This window comes from Kitasatospora sp. NPDC088351 (assembly GCF_040685575.1).
Taxonomy (GTDB): domain Bacteria; phylum Actinomycetota; class Actinomycetes; order Streptomycetales; family Streptomycetaceae; genus Kitasatospora.
In genome coordinates, this window is the sequence record NZ_JBFBIL010000004.1 from 199100 (window position 1) to 215626 (window position 16527).

Consider the following 16527-nt stretch of genomic DNA (forward strand, 5'->3'; position numbering starts at 1 on the left):
CCCGTGGACCACCGGGACGACACCACCCTGCGCGTACTGAGCACCAGCGACCTCGCCGGCATCGACATCGGCCTCTCCGACGTCCTCGACACCGTCGAGCAGGCCTACCGCACCCTCGCCGCCGGCCGCTCCGACAACCCGCGCAAACTCACCGTCAAACCCGCCGACGGCCACTCCGTCTCCTACGCCATGCTCGGCCGCGACGGCGTGCGCGAGGTCGTGGCGGTCAAGACCTCGTACAAGCACGGCCTGCACGAGAGCCGCGACCGGCAGCACTACTACACGACGCTCACCCTCTACGACGACGTCACCGGCCTGCCGGTGGCGATGATGGACTGCGGCCGGATCGGCTCGCTGCGCACCCCGGCCGTCTCCGCCCTGCTGGCCCGCGAGTGCGCCTCCCCCGACGCCCGCACCGCGCTGGTCATCGGCACCGGCACCCAGGGGCGCCTCGCCCTGCCCTTCCTGCTCACCGCCCTGCCGAAGCTGGAGCGCCTGCTCCTCGCCGGCACCCACCCGGACGGCATCGCCGCCGTCCGCGCCCGGCTCACCCGGTACTTCCCGGGCCGGGAACCGGAGTTGGTCACCGACCTGCGCCGGGCCGCGGGCGAGGCCGACCTGATCGTGGCCACCGCCGGCGGTCACACCGCCGCGGCCGTCGAGGCCGACTGGCTCAGGCCCGGCGCGCTCGGCATCCTGGTCGGCCACGGACTGGCCCCCTCCACCCTCCACCGGGCCGACCGGGTGATCGCCACCAGCGAGGCCCAGATGCGGGTCACCGGCACCGACCTGGCGGACGCCGACGGCGCGCTGCCCGCCGTCGACGCCGAACTGCCGGCCGTCCTCTCCGGAGCCGCCCCCGGCCGGACCGCGCCCGGGCAGCGGATCTTCGCCTACAACAGCGGACTGGTCGTCACCGACATCGCCCTCGGCCACCGCTTCGCCCAGCTCGCCGCCGCACAGGGCCTCGGCACCGAGGTCGCCCTGTGGCGCTGACCCTCCCGCCCCACCCCGACCCGCTCGCCGGCCGCATCCACCGCGACGGCCTGCTGCACGACCTCTCGTACGCCTTCGGCGGACCGTTCCACTACCTGCTGCCCGAGCGCTTCGACGCCAACCTCGCCGCCTTCCGCGCCGCCCTCGCCGAGGCCGGGGTGGAGGGGCGGGTGTACTACGCGAAGAAGGCCAACAAGGCCGCCGTGTTCGCCGAGCGCTGCGCCGGCACCGGCGCGGGGGTGGACGTGGCCAGCCACGGCGAACTGCGCGAAGCCCTCGGCCACGGCGTCCGCGGCGAGGACCTCGTGGTCACCGGGCCGGCCAAGGCCGACCGGCTGCTGCGCACGGCCGCCCTGCAGGGCTCGCTGATCGCCGTCGACTCGCCCGACGAACTGGAGCGCGTCCTGGAGCTCGACGCGCCCCGGCCGGTCCGCGTCCTGCTGCGCCGCCACCCGCCGGCCCAGCCCCGCAGCCGCTTCGGCCTGGACGGCGAACAGCTGGACGCGGCCCTGCTGCGCTGCGCGGCGGCCGGGGACCGGCTCAGGATGGAGGGCTTCAGCTTCCACCTCTCCGGGTACGAGGTGCGGCCGCGTGCCGACCTCGCGGGCGAGCTGGTCGACCTCTGCCGCCGGGCCCGCGCCCTCGGTCTGCGGGCCGACCGGATCAGCATCGGCGGCGGCTTCGCCGTGGACTACACCGCCGCCGGGCACTGGGCCGCCTTCCTCGCCGAACAGGGCCCCGGCCACTACCACGCCGACAGGTCCTTCACGCCCGGTGACTTCTACCCGTACCACTCCCCCGTCGCCGGCGCCGACGCGCTGCGCGCCGTCCTCGCCGCCCGCCCGGGCGGGGCCGGCGCCACCCTGGCCGAGCGGCTGCGCGAGGCCGGGGTGGCGCTCCTGCTGGAGCCCGGCCGCGCCCTGCTGGACCGGGCCGGCTCCTCGGTGTTCCGCGTCCAGGGCGTCAAGGACCGTGCCGGGTACGGCATCGTCACCGTGGACGGCACCAGCCTGAGCCTGTCCGAGCAGTGGTTCAACAGCGAGTACCTGCCCGACCCGGCGCTGCTGCCGGCCGAACCGGCCGTCGGCGAAAGCCCGGCCGGACCGACCGGGCCGCCCACCGCCGACGACGGGCCCTACCGGGCCTGCGTCGGCGGCGCCAGCTGCCTGGACTCCGATCTGCTCAGCTGGCGCAAGATCGCCTTCCCCCGCCGGCCCCGGATCGGCGACCTGCTCGTCTACCCCAACACCGCCGGCTACCAGATGGACTCCAACGAGTCCCCGTTCCACGACCTGCCGCTCCCGCCCAAGGTCGTCCTGCACGGCCGGGGCGGCCGGCTGCGCTGGCGGCTCGACCAGCGCCCGGCCGTCTGACCCGGCCGACCCGCCCCCACCGCTCTGCCCCGAGGAGCCCCTGCCATGACCGACGCCCTCCACCGACCCCCGGTGGTCAGCCGGATCTCCGACCTCATCGGACACACCCCGCTGTTCGAGCTGGCCCGCGCCGACCACGGCGCCCGGCTGCTGCTCAAGCTGGAGATGTACAACCCCACCGGCAGCGCGAAGATCCGGATGGCCCGTCAGATGATCCTCGACGCCGAGGAGCGCGGCGACCTGCGCCCCGGCGGCCACGTCGTCGAGTCCACCTCCGGCAACACCGGCCTGGGCCTCGCGGTCGTCGCCGCCGAACGCGGCTACCGCTTCACCGCCGTCGTCGACAACCACGCCGCCGTCGACAAGCTCCGCGGCATGCGGGCCATGGGCACCGAGCTGGTCTACGTCGCCGAGGACGGCGGCGAGGAGCTCAACACCGCCGCCCGCGAGGAGTTCGCCGAGGAGCTCGCCCGGGGGAAGGACAACACCTTCTTCACCGAGCAGCACAACAACCCCGGCAACGCGGTCGGCTACTACGCCGTGGGCCGCGAGATCGCCCAGGCCCTCGACAACCGGGTGGACGTCCTGATCGGCGCCGTCGGCACCGGCGGCGGGCTCTGCGGCACCGCCCGGGAGCTGAAGAAGGCCGTCCCCGGCCTCACCGTCATCGGCGTCGAGCCCAAGGGCTCCATCGCCTTCGGGCCGCCCGCCCACGACTACTACCAGTCCGGCACCGGCACCCCCGAGGGCGCCACCATCGGCCTGCTGGTCGACTTCGACCTCATCGACGAAGGGGTGAAGGTCGGCGACGTCGAGGCCTTCGCCACCGCCCGCGTCGTCGCCCGCCGCACCGGGCTGCTGATCGGCGGCTCCGCCGGCGGCGTCGTCCACGAGGCCCTGACCCGGCTGCCCGCCCTCCCGCCGGACGCCGTTATGGTCGCATTCGTCAACGACGGCGGCGAGAAGTACCTGGACACCGTCTTCGACGACGACTGGATGAACGCCCGCAAACTCGTCGACCACGCCGTCGAGGCCGAGATCGACGAGGTCCTGACCAAGCTCCGCAGGCCCTGACAGCAGGAACACGTGACCACCACCATGCAGCAGTTGACCACGCTGGTCCGCGACGGCCGGGCGCTCGCCGCGCTCGCCGTCCCGCTCGCGCTGACCCAGCTCGCCCAGGTCGCCCTCACCACCACCGACACCATCATGATGGGCGTGCTGGGCACCGAGGCGCTCGCGGCCGGCGGCCTCGCCCTGGTCATCTTCAACCAGCTCCGCACCATGGGGGTCGGTCTGGTCACCTCCGTCGGCAACCAGGTCGCGGCGGCGGCCGCCCGGGCCGAACGGTCCACCGGGAATCCCGACGCCGAGGCCGGTGCCGACACCGCGACCACTGCCGAGGCCGGTACCGAGGCCGCGACCGCTGCCGGGCCGGGCGACGAGGTCCGCAGCCTGGTCCGCGCGGCGATGGCCGTCGCCACCCTCGCCGGCGTCGCCGGAGCCGCCCTGATGGTCCTGATCGGCCAGGCCGCCACCCTCCTCGGCCAGGACGCCACCGTCGCCGACCGCGCCCAGGGCATGCTCCTCGCGCTCGCCCCCGGGCTGCTCCCCTGCCTCTGGTTCCAGGCGATCCGCCAGTTCACCGTCGGCATGCGCCGCCCGCAGGCCCTGCTGCGGATCACCGTCGTCTCGGTCGCCGTCAACGCGGCGCTCAACTGGGCGTTCATCCACGGCACCTGGGGCATGCCGACACTCGGCCTCACCGGCATCGGCGTCGCCACCAGCTGTGTCCACCTGCTCTCCTTCCTCGCCCTGTACGGCTCCGCCCGCCGCGACCCGCAGCTCGCCCCGCTGCTCGGCCTGGACTTCTGGCGGGCCGACGCGGCGACCGTGCGACGGCTGCTGGGCCTCGGCACGCCGATCGCCGCGACCTACGGCTCCGAGGCCGGCTTCTTCTCCGTCACCGCCCTGCTGGCCGGCAGCTTCGGCGCGGCCGCGCTCGCCGCGCACACCGCCGTCAACCAGCTGATCTACATCGTCTTCCAGGTCGCCGTCGGCCTCTCGCACGCCGCGTCCATCAACGTCAGCCGGGAACTCGCGCTCGGCGCGTACGCCGCCGCGCGCCGCATCCGCAACACCGCGCTCGCCTGCGGCGCGGTGGTGATGGCGGTGGTCGGCACGGTCTACCTGACCCTGCCGGACCTCGTGCTGCGGCCCTACTTCGACCCCGGCTCGGCGGCCGACCGGCAGGGCCTGGAGATCGCCACCGGACTGCTCGCCGTCGTCGCCGTGCTGCAGTTCTTCGACTGCGCCCAGAACATCGGCGTCGGGCTGCTGCGCGGCCTCGACGACACCGGGAGCGGCTTCCGCATCACCCTCGTCGGCTACTGGCTCGTCGGTCTGCCCGCCGCCTGGCTCCTCGCCTACCCGCTCGGCGGCGACACCCTCGGCCTCTGGTTCGGCCTCCTCATCGGCCTCGCCACCACCGCGGTCCTGCTGCTCCGCCGCTACGGCCGGGCCCTCACCGCCCGGGCGGGCGCGGCCCCGGCCGTCGCCACCCCGGCGGTGTGACCACTCGCCGGCCCCGTCCGCCGGCCGTCAGGCGGGGTCGGCGAGGTGGGTGCTCAGCCAGCCGAGGGAGGGCGGGAGCAGCCGGATCCAGGTGGTGAAGTTGTGGCCGCCGGAGTCGACGGTGGCCTGGGTGACGGTCATCGGGGCATGCGCGGCGGCGGCGAAGGCCCGGGAGTCGGCGTAGGTCCGGCCGTCCTCCTTGCTGTCGGCGAGCAGCACCGCCAGCGCGGGGGCGGGCAGGTGGGCGAGCCGCCAGTCGAGGTCGGCCTGGTCGCGGCGCTGCTGACTGCCGCCGAAGAGATCACCCGTGGTGATGTCCTCCGCCGCCTTGAGGTAGCCGGACAGCGAGACCGCGGCGGAGAAGACCTGCGGATGCTCCATGCCGAGCTTGACCGCGCAGTAGCCGCCGGTGGAGTCGCCCATCACCCCTAGGCCGCCCGGCCCGGGCAGCACCCGGTACGAGGCCCTGAGGTCCTGCGGCACGTCGGCGGTGAAGTACGTCTGCGCCTGCGGGCCGTTCGGGATGTCCTCGCACTCGCTGTCCCGGGGCATCGACGGGGAGGGCCGCATCAGCACCAGGACGGTGGGCCGCATCGTCCCGTTCCTGAGCAGTTTCAGCTCGGTGGCCGGGTACCTCAGCTTGGTGACCAGGTTCTCGGCCTCTCCGGGGAACCCCGTCATGACGATCACGGCAGGAAATCTCCGGTCCTGGAAGGACGGCTGGAAGTACTGCGGCGGCAGGTAGACGTAGCCGTCGGTGGACAGGCCGGTGGCCGGGCCGGGGATGTGCACCCGGTCGAGCCGGCCGGCCCGGGCCGGGTCGGAGCCGAATCCCCCGGCGCCGGTGACCTCGGCCGTGCCGAGCACCTGCACACCGGGCGCCGGCGCCCCCGCGCCCGGTGTCCTCGTACCCGGTTCCCTCATGCCCGGCGTCACCGGGCCGCCCTGGATCACGCCCTGGCCCCGGTTGTGGCCCAGCAGGTCCGACCAGCTGCTGTAGAACACGAAATAGTCGTTGACCACCAGACCGAGCGTGCAGAGCAGCACGGTCTGGGTCAGCGCGATGGTGCCGAGCCGCAGGAACATCGCCGGCCAGCTGCGGACCGCCAGCTTCGGCCAGACCCACAGCGTGCCGAGCACCGTCAGCACCGCGAACAGCACCATCAGTGCCAACAGCTTGTGACCGGTGAGTCCCATGTCCCGGCTCGCCACCAATCGTGCTCCGTCTCCCCTACCACTGTGGCCCCCACCCGGCGGTCGGCGCACCCGTCGGGCAGCGGGGCACGGCCGGCGGGTGCGCCGGTGGGGCGCGGCCGGGAGCGGCGGTGGCGGGCGGCGGTGGCGGGCGGCGCGGCGCGGTCGGGCGGCCGACGGCCCGGTGGACAGTAAGGGCATGCAGACGCCGCCGACACCCCCCACACCGCCGGAGCCGGAGCCCGCGTGGACACGCCCGGAGACACCGGAGCAGCGGGCCGACCGCAACCTCGTCGAGCTCCTGCAGGAGCTGCGGGTGGTCCAGACCGGTGTGCAGATCCTGTTCGCGTTCCTGCTCGGCATGGCCTTCACCGAGCGCTTCGGCACGCTGGACAACACCCAGCAGACCCTCTACGTCGCCACGTTCCTACTCACCGTGGTGTCCGCCGCCGTGCTGTCCACGCCCGTCGCCCTGCACCGGGCGCTGTTCCACCGCGGCGCCAAACGCCGCATCGTCGAGCTGTCCGCCCGGTTCACCGAGATCGGGCTGGCCTTCCTCGCCCTGGCACTCAACGCGGCCGTGCTGCTGCTGATGGACGTCGTGCTCAACCGCACCGCGGCCGCCGTGATCGCCGGCGCGACCACCGTGCTGTTCGCCGTCCTGTGGTTCGCCCTCCCCTGGGGGCTGCGCCGGCGATCGTCCTGAGCGCCCGGCCCCGAGGTGCCCGGCCCGCCGGGAGGTCGCGGGCCGGGCACCGGGCGCGCACCGAGCCGTGGGCGGGGGTCAGTCCTCGTCGTCGAAGAACTCGTCGACGACCTCGTCCACCACCTCGTCGACGATCATGCCGCCGACGAAGCCCACCGCGGCACCGGCGACGGCTCCGCCGACCACGGCGCCCATGCCGGGGCCGCTCCGGTGGTCGCCGTCCTGGTGGTGGGAGCCGTAGTGGTGGGAGCCGTCGTGGGCGGTGTGGTGCTGGAGCGCCTGGCGCATCCACTCGTCGACGGTGGCGGCGAGGTCCTTCCGGGCGGCCGTCTCGTCCAGCACATGACGGTTGATCACATCGCCGCCGTGGCCGAAGCCGCCGGACCGCCGGTCGACCTCCAGGACCACCTCGGTCTGGAACGGCGTGCTGAGGAAGGTGAGTTCGACCTCGCTGCAGGCGTGCGCGTACTGCGGGGCCGCGGCGAACTCGATCTCCTGGTAGAACGGCAGGGTCTGACCGGTGCCGCGGATGTACCCGGACTCCAGGTCGGCCCGCCTGAACCGGAACCCGGCGGCGGTGAACGCGTCCAGCACCTGCTGCTGGAGCGGCAGCGGCTCGATGGTGAGCGCGTCGGCGTCGCTCTTGTCGCGGCCGCCGTCGACGTCGACCTCGGTGAGCACGCCCACCGTCATGCCGTGCAGCGGCTGCCCCGCGATGGCGGTGACGGGGGCCTCGTAGGGCACCGGCAGGGAGAACTCGACCGATCGCCGCTCCTCGGCCCGCAGCGTCAGCGGGCCGGCCACGACCGCGGTCGCGAACGGGGCCGGGGCCGTGCCCTCCTGGTCGTCGTGCTCGACCTCGACCCGCGCCACCAGGTGCAGCGTGATACCGGCGATGTCGGCGTCACGGCCGCCGCCGACCAGCTCGACCCGGCCGAGGACCTGACCGCCGGGGCGGACGGTCGGGGTGGACAGGACCGTGTCGACGCTGGGGCCGCCGACGCCGAGGGCGCCGAGGAGCCGTTTGAACACCATCGGGTGCTCTCCTTCGTGTTCGGTTCTTGGCGGGACACCGCAGGACGGAACGGACGGAACGGACCGGAACGAGCGGGTACGGACCGGAATTCGGCGCCCATCGAAGTGTAAAGGGCCGGCAAACCCGCCGTGGCGCGGAGTCACCTGCCGAAGCGTCAGCACCCCCGCCGCGCGCCCACCGCGATCCGGACAACGCGGCCTACACGTCGGTCTCGAAGTCCGGGCTGGTGTAGCGCGGGCGGAAGCCCGACACCGCCTCGCCGCCGCCGTCCCCGGCTCCGGCCCGGGCGACGAGGAAGGGCACCAGGCCGCGCTCGGTGAGCGCGGCCCGCCAGGCGCTCCTGGCCTCCTCCAGGCCGCCGTCCACCACACCGGCACCGCCGGGGCTCTCGGCCGGGCGCGGCCGGGCGGCCGCCCTCAGCAGCCCCAGCCCACCGGCCAGCGCACTGGCCGGCGCGACGGCGGCGGCGATCCACCCGGCGCCGCTCAGCGCCTCGCCGAGCACCTCCAGGGAGTCCGTGAGCCGGAGCCCGTAGCCGAGGAGGAGGAAGACGGCGGCGGCGCTGCCCGCGACGATCGGCACGATGAGCGCCAGCACCCCGAGCCAGCCGGACAGCCGCTCGCGCCCCGGGGCGTCCACGGGCAGGCGGGCCAGCGCGTCGGCGTCCGCCCGCAGGGCCGCGTACCGCTCGTACTCCGGGGACGCCGCCGCGAGGACGTACTCGGCGTGTTCACGCGCCTGCCGCCGCAGCCGCTCGGCGCCGTGCGCGCCGTCGCCGGACTGCTGGAGGGCGGCGCGGACCTGCGGGAGTTCCAGCGCCCGGCTCAGGGCGGTCTCGAAGTCGGCCCGGTCCTGCTGCGGCAGTCGAAGCGGCCTGTCCATGGTGTCTTCCCCGTTCGCTGTTCACCGGCCGGCCGCGGTTCCCCCCGGCCCGCCTCCGCGCGGCGGGCGGCCCCCCACCGCCCTCCCCGGCCGCCCGCGCCCACGCCGGACCGCGGCCGGCGGCCCCGCCGACCCTTAGTTCTACAGCACTGTAGAGCATCGCGGCGTCCGCCAGCAGCACACGGCACCCAGGGGCTTGGCAAGGCGTCAGGCCGGCGGCCACCGGGGCCGGCGGTGAAGTCGGACCGGCCGGCTATCCGGCGCGCTTCCCCGGCGGCCACTCCGCCACCGCCCGCCGCACCAGGCGCTCCCGGCGGTGCCGCGCGAACGGGTAGGCGGCCAGGCTCCCGGCCGCGAAGAACAGCAGGAGGACGGCGCCGGCGGGGCGGGTGGCGGCGAACAGCGCCGCGAGCACCCCGAAGAGGGCGGCGAGGAGCAGCAGCAGCGACGGCTCGGGGCCGGCGCCGGCCTGGCCGGGGGTGGGCCCGGGCATCCGGCCGGGCGCCGGGCGGACCGGGGCGTGGCCGGGCGGCCAGCCCGGCGGCGTCCACACCGGGGGCGCCCCGGCCCCGTTCGGCCGGGCCGCGGTCACCCGGGTCCACGGCACCGGCGGATCGCCGCCGGGGTCCAGGTCGGGCCGGCGCATCCAGGCGCCGCGGGCACGGGCGCCCGGGTCGGGGTCGGCGACGGCCAGCAGCTCGGTGTCGGGTCCGGCGCGCCGGACCTCCGCTATCCGGTAGCCGTACAGCCAGCAGACCCAGCGGGCCTCGTCGTCGGCGGCGCGGAACAGGTGCGGGCGCACCGCCACGGCGGCGCGGCCGTCGAGCTGCTCGGCGAGTTCGGTCAGGTCCACGGCACACGCCTTCCGGACAAGCTCCTCGGCCACCGCGGTCGCGCCGGGCCACGCCGACGCCACTTCCCCCGGGCGGCGAAGTGCACAAGCTACCCACGGCGACCGGGTGTTAACAACTCGTCAAGATCACGGTCCGCCCGGCGGGCCGGCGCCGCGGTTCGCCACCGAGGACGGCCGGGCGAGTGCGCCGCGACCCCTGGGAGCAATCCTGAACATGTCATACCCTGTTGCGATCATCTGCCCAGTCCAACCCTGCACCAAGCACCGAGGAGAGACGCATGGGACAGTCCCGCACATTACGGTGGAAGCCCACCCTCGCCGCCCTGGCCGCCGTCTGGATGACCGCACTGGCGGGCCCGGCGCCGTCCGCCGCGGCGGCGGACGAGCCGACCGCCCCGGCCGCCGCACCCGTGGTGAACCCGCTGTCCCCGACCGCCGGCCAGTTCCAGCTGACGGACACCAGCTACGCCGCCGCCACCGACAGCCTCCTCAAGAACCACCTCGGAAAGCCCGTCGGCCTGGGCGACGTCATCAGCACGAACTTCACCACCAACTCGGCCGGCCGGACGGACGGTTGGCTGAACCTCCGGCAGATGGGGGCGTGCGCGGGCACCGAGACCGCCGGCCTGCCGCCGGCCGACGTGGCGAAGAAGACCGCCTGGTGCTGGTCGAGCGCGTACGCGGACGACACCACCGAGCACTGGTACCCGCAGGGCCTCAGCACCACCGGCACGGCCGACGGCGGCGACGGGGCCATCCAGGGGCAGAGCGTCGCCGCCGTCAGCTGGCACTACAAGGCGTACGGCGACGAGACCTCCGCCGGCTGCAAGACCGACAACCTGCTGAAGCTCACCTTCATCGACCGCACCACCCGCAAGTACCGCCACGTCCTGCTGGCGGAGCCGACCAGCACCTCGGCCACCGCCTCCGACTTCACCTTCGTCAAGGGCCACGGCGGCGGCATCGCGTGGTACGCCAACTACATCTACGTCACCGACACCGCCCACGGCATCCGCGTCTTCGACATCAACAAGCTGGCCAAGGTGGACACCTACGGGTCCGACGTCTCGACGGTCGGCATCAGCAACGGGAAGTCCAGCGCCTGCGGCTACCCGTACGTCCTGCCGGAGGTCCACCGCTACTTCCAGGCCAAGGCCGCGCCCTCGTGCGCCGCCACCGGGCCGATCGACGCGCAGTCCCTCTGCTTCTCCTGGCTCTCCCTCGACAAGACCGGCGGCGGCTCCACCTTCAAGCTGGTCACCGGCGAGTGGTACGGCCAGGCCTCCGGTGCCCGGGTGGTCCGCTACCAGCTCAACCCGGCCAGTGCGGCGACCGGGCCGGGGCTGCTGAAGACGTCCGGCGGCCGGACGGTCGTCCAGGACGCCTTCACCGCCGACGGCTACCGCGGCCTCCAGGGCGGCATGACCTGGACCGACGACCAGGGCGCGCTCAACTTCGCCTTCTCCAAGGGGTGCGGGACCAAGCCGGCCGTCTTCTCCCACACCTGGACCGGCGACACCCGCCCCGTCACCACCTGTGGCTCGGGCGACGCCCGGACCGGCAACTGGGGCGCCGGTTCGCCCCAGGCCCTGAGCTACTGGCCCGTGCTGGGCACCACCCGGGTCGACGAACTGTGGGGCCTCACCGAAGGCATCTGCCGCCCCAAGGGCCACCCGCACTTCACGGCGGGCGCGGACGACACCGGCGTCTGCACCGACCGGACCGCGACCACCATCACCTCCCTGCGCACGGTGTTCGCCGTCGGATTCACCGACCCCCAGGTGCAGAACCGGCACTGACCGGACCGACCGCGACCGCCCCAGGCCGCCGTCACCCCGCGGCGGGGCCCTCCAGATAGCGGGCGGCGATCAGGTGGGCGAAGCCCATGACGGTCTCCTGCGGGCTGACACCGGTCGCGCCGGGCAGCACGCTCGCGTCACAGAGCCGCAGGTTGGTGAAGCCGTACGGCCGGCCGCCGGCGTCGCACACCCCGCCCGTGGCGGGCGGCCCCATCGGGCAGGACGCCATGGCGTGCACGGAGAGCAGGTCCCAGGTCTCGGGCCGGCTCCGGCGGGCGAAGTCGGCCGCCGGCCCGGCGCCGGTGAGGGTGACGGGCGCGGGTGGCAGGAGCTCGACCGCGCCGGCCGCCAGCAGGAGTTCGGCCGTCCGGCGGAACGCGAACCGCAGCAGACCGACGTCCTCGTCGGCCAGCCGGTGGCGCAGGACGGCGCCGAGGCCGGGGACGGCGGTCAGCCGGGCCGCGGCCCGCACGCGCACCTGGGTGGTGTAGACCGCGACCCGGTCGAGCTGGGCCAGCATCCGGTCCACGGTTCCCGTCGGGTGGGCGGCCAGCGCCGCCGCGAGCGAGCCCGGGGTGAGGTTCCCGGGCATCACCAGGACTCCCCGGTCGGCGAACTCCTGCAGCTGCGCGGTGAAGATGGTGCCCTCGACGGCCAGGACCGGCTCGCGGAACCGGGCCACCGTCCGGAGGTTGACGTGGAAGGCGATGCTCCGGCCCGGGCCCCGGCCACCGATACCGCTGCGGCGCAGCAGCAGCGCGCTGCCGACCGGGCCGGCGGCCAGGAACACCGTCCGGGGGAGGAAGCGCAGGCGCCGGCCGTCCCGCACGGCGTGCACGGCGGTCACCCGGGCGCCGTCGTGTTCGAGCCGGACGACCCTGGTGTCCGGCTGGACGACCGCCGCGAGCCGTTCCGCGGCGGGGAGGTAGCTGACCAGCATGCTCTGTTTGGCTCCGGTGGGACAGCCGGTGACACACCGGTTGGCGTGCGCGCAGCCGCGCACCACCCGGCGGGCCGGGGCCCAGTGCCAGCCGAGCCGGTCGGCGGCCCGGGCCAGCAGCAGCGAGTCACGGTTGCCCGCGCCGGGCGGCTGGTCGGTCACGCCCAGGCGCCGTTCCATGTCGGCGAGTTGGGGCGCGAGGTGGTGCGCCCGGTAGCCGTCGACCCCGGCCGCCGCCCAGCGGTCGAGCAGGCGGTCGGGGGGCCGCCAGAAGAGCCCCCCGTTGACCACGGTGGTGCCGCCGACGCAACGGCCCTCCCCGAACGGGATGGTGGGCCTGCCGTGGATGGGCACGAGTCCGCCCTGGCGGTAGAGCAGGCGCAGGTTCTCCGCCGGGGACGCCCGCGCGATCCGCTCCGGTGCGACGCGCGGGCCCTCCTCCAGCACCAGGACCTCCCGGCCGGCCCCGGCCAGCTCCAGCGCGGCGGCGCTGCCTCCGGCGCCCGAGCCGATCACCAGCGCGTCGCAGTGGGTGGCGGGCACGGCGGCCGTCATCGGGGGCCTCCGGCCGGGCCCGCCGTACCGGCGGTCGGCGACCCGGCGGCGCCCGGTCCGACCGGGCCGCCGACCAGGCCGCCGTCAAGAGCGCCGTCCAGGGCTCCGTGCAGGGCCAGCACGCTGCTCACCCTGAGCAGTTCGGCGCAGCCCGGCACCGCGGCGAGCCGGTCGGCGGCGCGCCGCAGCCGGGCCCGGTCCCGGCTGCGGCCCGGGATCGCCGGCAGGGCGGCGAGGGCGACGGCCGCCGGGAACACCCGCAGCAGGGCGGCGAACACCGTCCGGTACGGCCCGGGGAGCGCGGCCAGCGTCGCGGCGGTGTGCCTCACCGCCGCGGCCTGCCGGGACGGTTCGGCCAGGACGGCGTAACGGGCCGCCCAGATCGGCGGGAGGCCGCCGCCCCGCACCCGCCGCTCCCAGCGGCGGTCACCGTCCGCGGAAGGCCGCGGTGGGCGACGAACCACCGGACGGTTCACCGGGCGACCCATCAGACGGCTCACGAGACCCGTCACGAAGCCGGCCCCGAAGGCGGCCGCGAAGGCGGTCACCAGCCGCCTCACCAGGCCGTTCACGAGGCGACCTTCTCCCGGACCAGGCCGGCCAGCAGCCGGGGCATCCCCTTCGCCAGGACGGCGTCCAGCCCGTCGAGGAAACGGTCGATCTCGGCGTCCCCGGCGATCAGCGGGGGCGCGGCGATCAGTGGCAGGTCCCGGCTGGAGCCGTAGTAGGTGAGCACGCCGTGGTCGCGGTAGAGCGCGGCGACCACGGCGGCGGTCGCCAGCTTGGCCTGGGCCTGCGGATCGCGGGCGAACGCGGACGGCAGCAGCCGCAGCAGGTGGTCGAGGGAGCTCGGGCCGGGCCGCAGCACCACACCGTGCAGGGCGCCGCTCCCCCGGACCTCGGCGACGGCCCGGGGGTGTGCGCGGGCGAGGGCGGTGAGGCCCCCGCGCAGCCGCTCGCCGATGCGGCGGGCCCGGCCCGGGTAGTCGTCCTCGACGGCGATCGCCACGGCCTCCAGCGCGGTCGCGGTCTCCTCCCCGAAACCGTAGTAGGTGGTGCTGTGCAGGGTGGCGTCGGGCAGTGCGTCGTAGGCCCGGCGGAACACCGGTTCCCGGGCCACATAGCCGGAGATGGAGGCCTTGCCGCCGCCGAAGGACTTGGAGGTGGTCACCACGTCGGGGACGAGGCCGCGGTGGCGCATGAAGTGGAACAGCGAGCCGGTCCGGCCCCAGGCGGTGTAGACCTCGTCGAAGATCAGGACGATGTCGTGCTCGGTGCAGAGCCGCCGCGCCTCGCGCAGGAACTCCTCGGAGCACTCGCGCAGGCTGGAGGCGCTGAACGGCTCCAGGACGAGCGCGTAGACGTCGCTCGTCCCCTCGGGGGTGGTGTGCCGCTCCAGGGCCAGCCGCAACGAGGCCAGGTCGTCGTAGGCGAAGCGGTCCGTGCCGGGGATCCGGGGGAAGGCGAAGTGCACCTCGGGCGAGGCGGTCAGGCTGCCGGCCCCGAGCAGTTTGCCGTGGAAGGCGATGTCGCTGTGCAGAACGGTGCCGCGGTGCCCCCGGTGGTACTTGTACGCCATCTTGAGGGCGCCCTCGACGGCCTCCGCGCCCGAGTTCGGGAAGTAGCTGATGTCCAGGTCCCCGGGCAGCAGTTGGGCCAGGTTGTGGCCGAGCGCGGCCACATAGGGCGAGAGGTAGTTCTTGTGCACCTCCATGCGCCGCCGTTCCTGGAAGCGGCGGCGGGCGGCCAGGATCCTGGGGTGGTTGTGGCCGTGGTTCAGCACGCCGATGCCGCCGGTGAAGTCCAGGACGCGCCGGCCGTCGCTCAGGGTGATCCAGCAGCCCGAGGCGCTGTCCACGGTGTCGCGGCCGAAGCCGAACGCCCCGAGCAGCGTCACCTGCCCGCGGCTGACATGGCGCCGGTAGAGCTCGTGCACCCGCGTGATGGGCATCCGCTCGCACTCCTCGGCACTGATCAGTGCGCTCATTCGGTTCCCTCCTGCGGTACGGGTCGCGGGCCCGCGGTGCCCGTGAGATCGGTCAACTGCGCTTCGGTGGCTGGGTGGTGGGCGGCGGGCCGGGCGGTGCGGATCCGGTCGGCGATCAGCCGGCCGGCGTGCCGGCCCTGCCGCACCGCGTAGTTGGTGCCCCGGTCCTGCGGGAAGACCTGGGCCATGCCGGCCAGGTAGAGCCCGGGCAGCTCGGTCTCCATCGCGGGGACGCGCTCGGAGTAGTGCGGGGTGATGACCGGCTGGGCGTGATCGGCGCGCCAGACGTGGTGGCGCCGTACCCACCCCTCGTGGAAGTCCGGGAACATCCGGGTCAGATGCGGCAGGCTGGCGCGGAACACGGCCTCGTCGTCCATCCGGTACAGCTCCGCGCCGGTCGGCAGGTAGGCGGAGAGGTAGACCAGGTGGCGCCCGGCGTAGGCGTCGGAGGCCTCCAGGTTGGTGTGCTCGATGACGCCGACGTAGGGGAACGAGGGGTCGGTGACATTGAGCCAGTAAGTGTCCGACAGCGCCCGGTCGTTCTCCAGCACCAGACAGAGATTGGCCAGGTACGGGATCGCGGACAGCTGCCGGCGGACGGCGGGCACCGAAGGGTGGGCCGCCGCCCGGCCCGGGGTGGCGCCCGGGGCGAGGAGTCCGGCCAGCAGGTCCGGCGCCGTGGTGGCCAGCACCCGCCGGGCGGGCAGGACTTCGCTCTCGGTGCGGACTCCGCGGACGCCGGACTCGTCGGTCAGCACCTCCCGCACCGGTGTGCCGGTGGAGATCCGGACACCGAGGCCGGTGAGGCGCGCGACCCAGGCGTCCAGCAGGGCGGCGCAGCCGCCGCGCAGGTAGTAGAGGACCTCGCGGCCGGAACGCGACCGGCTGCCGCCGCGAAGATGGAGCTTGGTCCACATCCAGGTGGCGCCGACCTCCGGCGCGTACTGGCCGAACTTGCCCTCCAGCAGCGGTTTCCAGACCGTCTCGTAGACGCGCGGACCGCTCAGCGCCAGCAGCCACTCGCGGGCCGTGAGCGCCTCCAGCTCCCGCCAGTGCCGCACCCGCCCGGCCCGTACCGCCGACCAGCCCAGCCGGACCCGGTCGGGCAGCGGCAGCGGGGCGAAGCGCAGCACGTCCCAGGGGCTGGACAGCCGGTACACGGTGTTGGCGTAGTACACCCCGGTCCGGGTCCGGTGCTGCTCCAGCAGTTCGGCGCAGCCGAGTTCGGCACAGAGCCGCCGGATCTCCAGATCGGAGGAGAACCAGTGGTGGTAGAAGCGTTCCAGTCTGGCCCCCTCGACCTCGAACGACCCGGCCAGGCCGCCGACGAAGGGCTCGCTCTCCAGCACCCGGCAGGCCACGCCGGCCAGGGCGAGTTCGTGCGCGGCGGCCAGGCCGGTGAACCCGCCGCCGATCACCAGGACTTCACCGCCGGGCGGGCCGAGGCCGGGCGGGCCGTTCGGGTGAAGCCGGGACAGGGCCGAGCCGCTGTCGGACATCGCCACTCCTCGGGACCTCGGGGGTTCGGCCGGCGCCCGGGACGGTGGTCGCGCACCCGGCGGGTTCGACGGCCCGCGGCGGGGCCGGAGGCGCTCCGAGGCGCCAGCCACCGGTTCGCGCCGTACGCCCGCC

The 16527-nt window shown here is 74.7% G+C and carries 14 protein-coding genes; 6 read left to right on the forward strand and 8 right to left on the reverse strand.

Features of this window, described 5'->3' with window-relative positions:
• Positions 1–3: 3 nt before the first annotated feature.
• The 4 genes from AB0P06_RS04975 to AB0P06_RS04990 are packed head-to-tail and all read left to right on the forward strand — an operon-like array spanning position 4 to position 4943.
• Positions 4–996 (forward strand): ornithine cyclodeaminase family protein, encoded by a 993-nt coding sequence (locus AB0P06_RS04975; RefSeq protein ID WP_363605126.1) that lies wholly within the window; start codon positions 4–6, stop codon positions 994–996.
• Positions 987–2369, forward strand: coding sequence for a Y4yA family PLP-dependent enzyme (locus AB0P06_RS04980; RefSeq protein ID WP_363605127.1), 1383 nt, complete (start codon positions 987–989; stop codon positions 2367–2369). Before AB0P06_RS04975 ends, AB0P06_RS04980 begins: the two co-directional genes overlap by 10 nt.
• 45 nt (positions 2370–2414) lie before the next feature.
• The gene (locus AB0P06_RS04985) at positions 2415–3443 is read left to right on the forward strand and encodes a cysteine synthase family protein (protein WP_363605128.1); all 1029 of its coding nucleotides are present in this window, start codon (positions 2415–2417) and stop codon (positions 3441–3443) included.
• Positions 3444–3467: 24 nt separating this feature from the next.
• Entirely contained in the window at positions 3468–4943 is a 1476-nt protein-coding gene (locus tag AB0P06_RS04990; RefSeq protein WP_363605170.1) for an MATE family efflux transporter, read from the forward strand.
• A gap of 27 nt (positions 4944–4970) precedes the next feature.
• Here the strand turns inward: AB0P06_RS04990 and AB0P06_RS04995 are convergent, their stop codons facing one another.
• The gene (locus AB0P06_RS04995) at positions 4971–6155 is read right to left on the reverse strand and encodes an alpha/beta hydrolase-fold protein (protein ID WP_363605129.1); all 1185 of its coding nucleotides are present in this window, start codon (positions 6153–6155) and stop codon (positions 4971–4973) included.
• A 181-nt stretch (positions 6156–6336) separates the two neighbouring features.
• Between AB0P06_RS04995 and AB0P06_RS05000 the strand changes: the two genes are divergently transcribed.
• Positions 6337–6843 carry a DUF6328 family protein gene (locus AB0P06_RS05000; protein ID WP_363605130.1) on the forward strand — a complete coding sequence of 169 codons (507 nt, stop codon included), beginning with the start codon at positions 6337–6339 and terminating at the stop codon, positions 6841–6843.
• 78 nt (positions 6844–6921) lie between these two features.
• On the opposite strand, the gene AB0P06_RS05005 is transcribed toward AB0P06_RS05000, so the two are convergent.
• The 3 genes from AB0P06_RS05005 to AB0P06_RS05015 form a co-directional block, all read right to left on the reverse strand.
• Positions 6922–7878 carry a sporulation protein gene (locus AB0P06_RS05005; RefSeq protein ID WP_363605131.1) on the reverse strand — a complete coding sequence of 319 codons (957 nt, stop codon included), beginning with the start codon at positions 7876–7878 and terminating at the stop codon, positions 6922–6924.
• Between the two features lie 199 nt (positions 7879–8077).
• Positions 8078–8761 carry a hypothetical protein gene (locus AB0P06_RS05010; protein WP_363605132.1) on the reverse strand — a complete coding sequence of 228 codons (684 nt, stop codon included), beginning with the start codon at positions 8759–8761 and terminating at the stop codon, positions 8078–8080.
• 253 nt (positions 8762–9014) lie between these two features.
• Positions 9015–9614 carry a hypothetical protein gene (locus AB0P06_RS05015; protein WP_363605133.1) on the reverse strand — a complete coding sequence of 200 codons (600 nt, stop codon included), beginning with the start codon at positions 9612–9614 and terminating at the stop codon, positions 9015–9017.
• 278 nt (positions 9615–9892) lie between these two features.
• Between AB0P06_RS05015 and AB0P06_RS05020 the strand changes: the two genes are divergently transcribed.
• Entirely contained in the window at positions 9893–11413 is a 1521-nt protein-coding gene (locus AB0P06_RS05020) for a hypothetical protein (RefSeq protein WP_363605134.1), read from the forward strand.
• Between the two features lie 31 nt (positions 11414–11444).
• Here AB0P06_RS05020 and AB0P06_RS05025 read toward each other — a convergent pair whose 3' ends face one another.
• Genes AB0P06_RS05025 through AB0P06_RS05040 form a run of 4 tightly spaced genes read right to left on the reverse strand, consistent with a single transcriptional unit; the run spans position 11445 to position 16394 of the window.
• A complete protein-coding gene (locus AB0P06_RS05025; RefSeq protein WP_363605135.1) occupies positions 11445–12908 on the reverse strand; it encodes a GMC family oxidoreductase in 1464 nt (487 codons plus the stop codon).
• Entirely contained in the window at positions 12905–13480 is a 576-nt protein-coding gene (locus AB0P06_RS05030) for a hypothetical protein (protein WP_363605136.1), read from the reverse strand. The genes AB0P06_RS05025 and AB0P06_RS05030 overlap by 4 nt, the downstream gene beginning before the upstream one ends.
• Positions 13477–14895 (reverse strand): aminotransferase class III-fold pyridoxal phosphate-dependent enzyme, encoded by a 1419-nt coding sequence (locus AB0P06_RS05035; protein ID WP_363605137.1) that lies wholly within the window; start codon positions 14893–14895, stop codon positions 13477–13479. Before AB0P06_RS05035 ends, AB0P06_RS05030 begins: the two co-directional genes overlap by 4 nt.
• Positions 14892–16394: an NAD(P)/FAD-dependent oxidoreductase gene (locus tag AB0P06_RS05040; protein ID WP_363605138.1), complete on the reverse strand. Its 1503-nt coding sequence runs from the start codon at positions 16392–16394 to the stop codon at positions 14892–14894. The genes AB0P06_RS05035 and AB0P06_RS05040 overlap by 4 nt, the downstream gene beginning before the upstream one ends.
• Between the last annotated feature and the right edge of the window lie 133 nt (positions 16395–16527).

Excerpts from the sequence above, each read along its gene's own strand:
- AB0P06_RS04985 (WP_363605128.1), top strand. The coding sequence starts at position 2,415 with ATGACCGACGCCCTCCACCGACCCCCGGTGGTCAGCCGGATCTCCGAC.
- AB0P06_RS04990 (WP_363605170.1), top strand. The coding sequence starts at position 3,468 with ATGCAGCAGTTGACCACGCTGGTCCGCGACGGCCGGGCGCTCGCCGCG.
- AB0P06_RS05000 (WP_363605130.1), top strand. The coding sequence starts at position 6,337 with ATGCAGACGCCGCCGACACCCCCCACACCGCCGGAGCCGGAGCCCGCG.
- AB0P06_RS05005 (WP_363605131.1), bottom strand. The coding sequence starts at position 7,878 with ATGGTGTTCAAACGGCTCCTCGGCGCCCTCGGCGTCGGCGGCCCCAGC.
- AB0P06_RS05010 (WP_363605132.1), bottom strand. The coding sequence starts at position 8,761 with ATGGACAGGCCGCTTCGACTGCCGCAGCAGGACCGGGCCGACTTCGAG.
- AB0P06_RS05020 (WP_363605134.1), top strand. The coding sequence starts at position 9,893 with ATGGGACAGTCCCGCACATTACGGTGGAAGCCCACCCTCGCCGCCCTG.
- AB0P06_RS05025 (WP_363605135.1), bottom strand. The coding sequence starts at position 12,908 with ATGACGGCCGCCGTGCCCGCCACCCACTGCGACGCGCTGGTGATCGGC.
- AB0P06_RS05035 (WP_363605137.1), bottom strand. The coding sequence starts at position 14,895 with ATGAGCGCACTGATCAGTGCCGAGGAGTGCGAGCGGATGCCCATCACG.
- AB0P06_RS05040 (WP_363605138.1), bottom strand. The coding sequence starts at position 16,394 with ATGTCCGACAGCGGCTCGGCCCTGTCCCGGCTTCACCCGAACGGCCCG.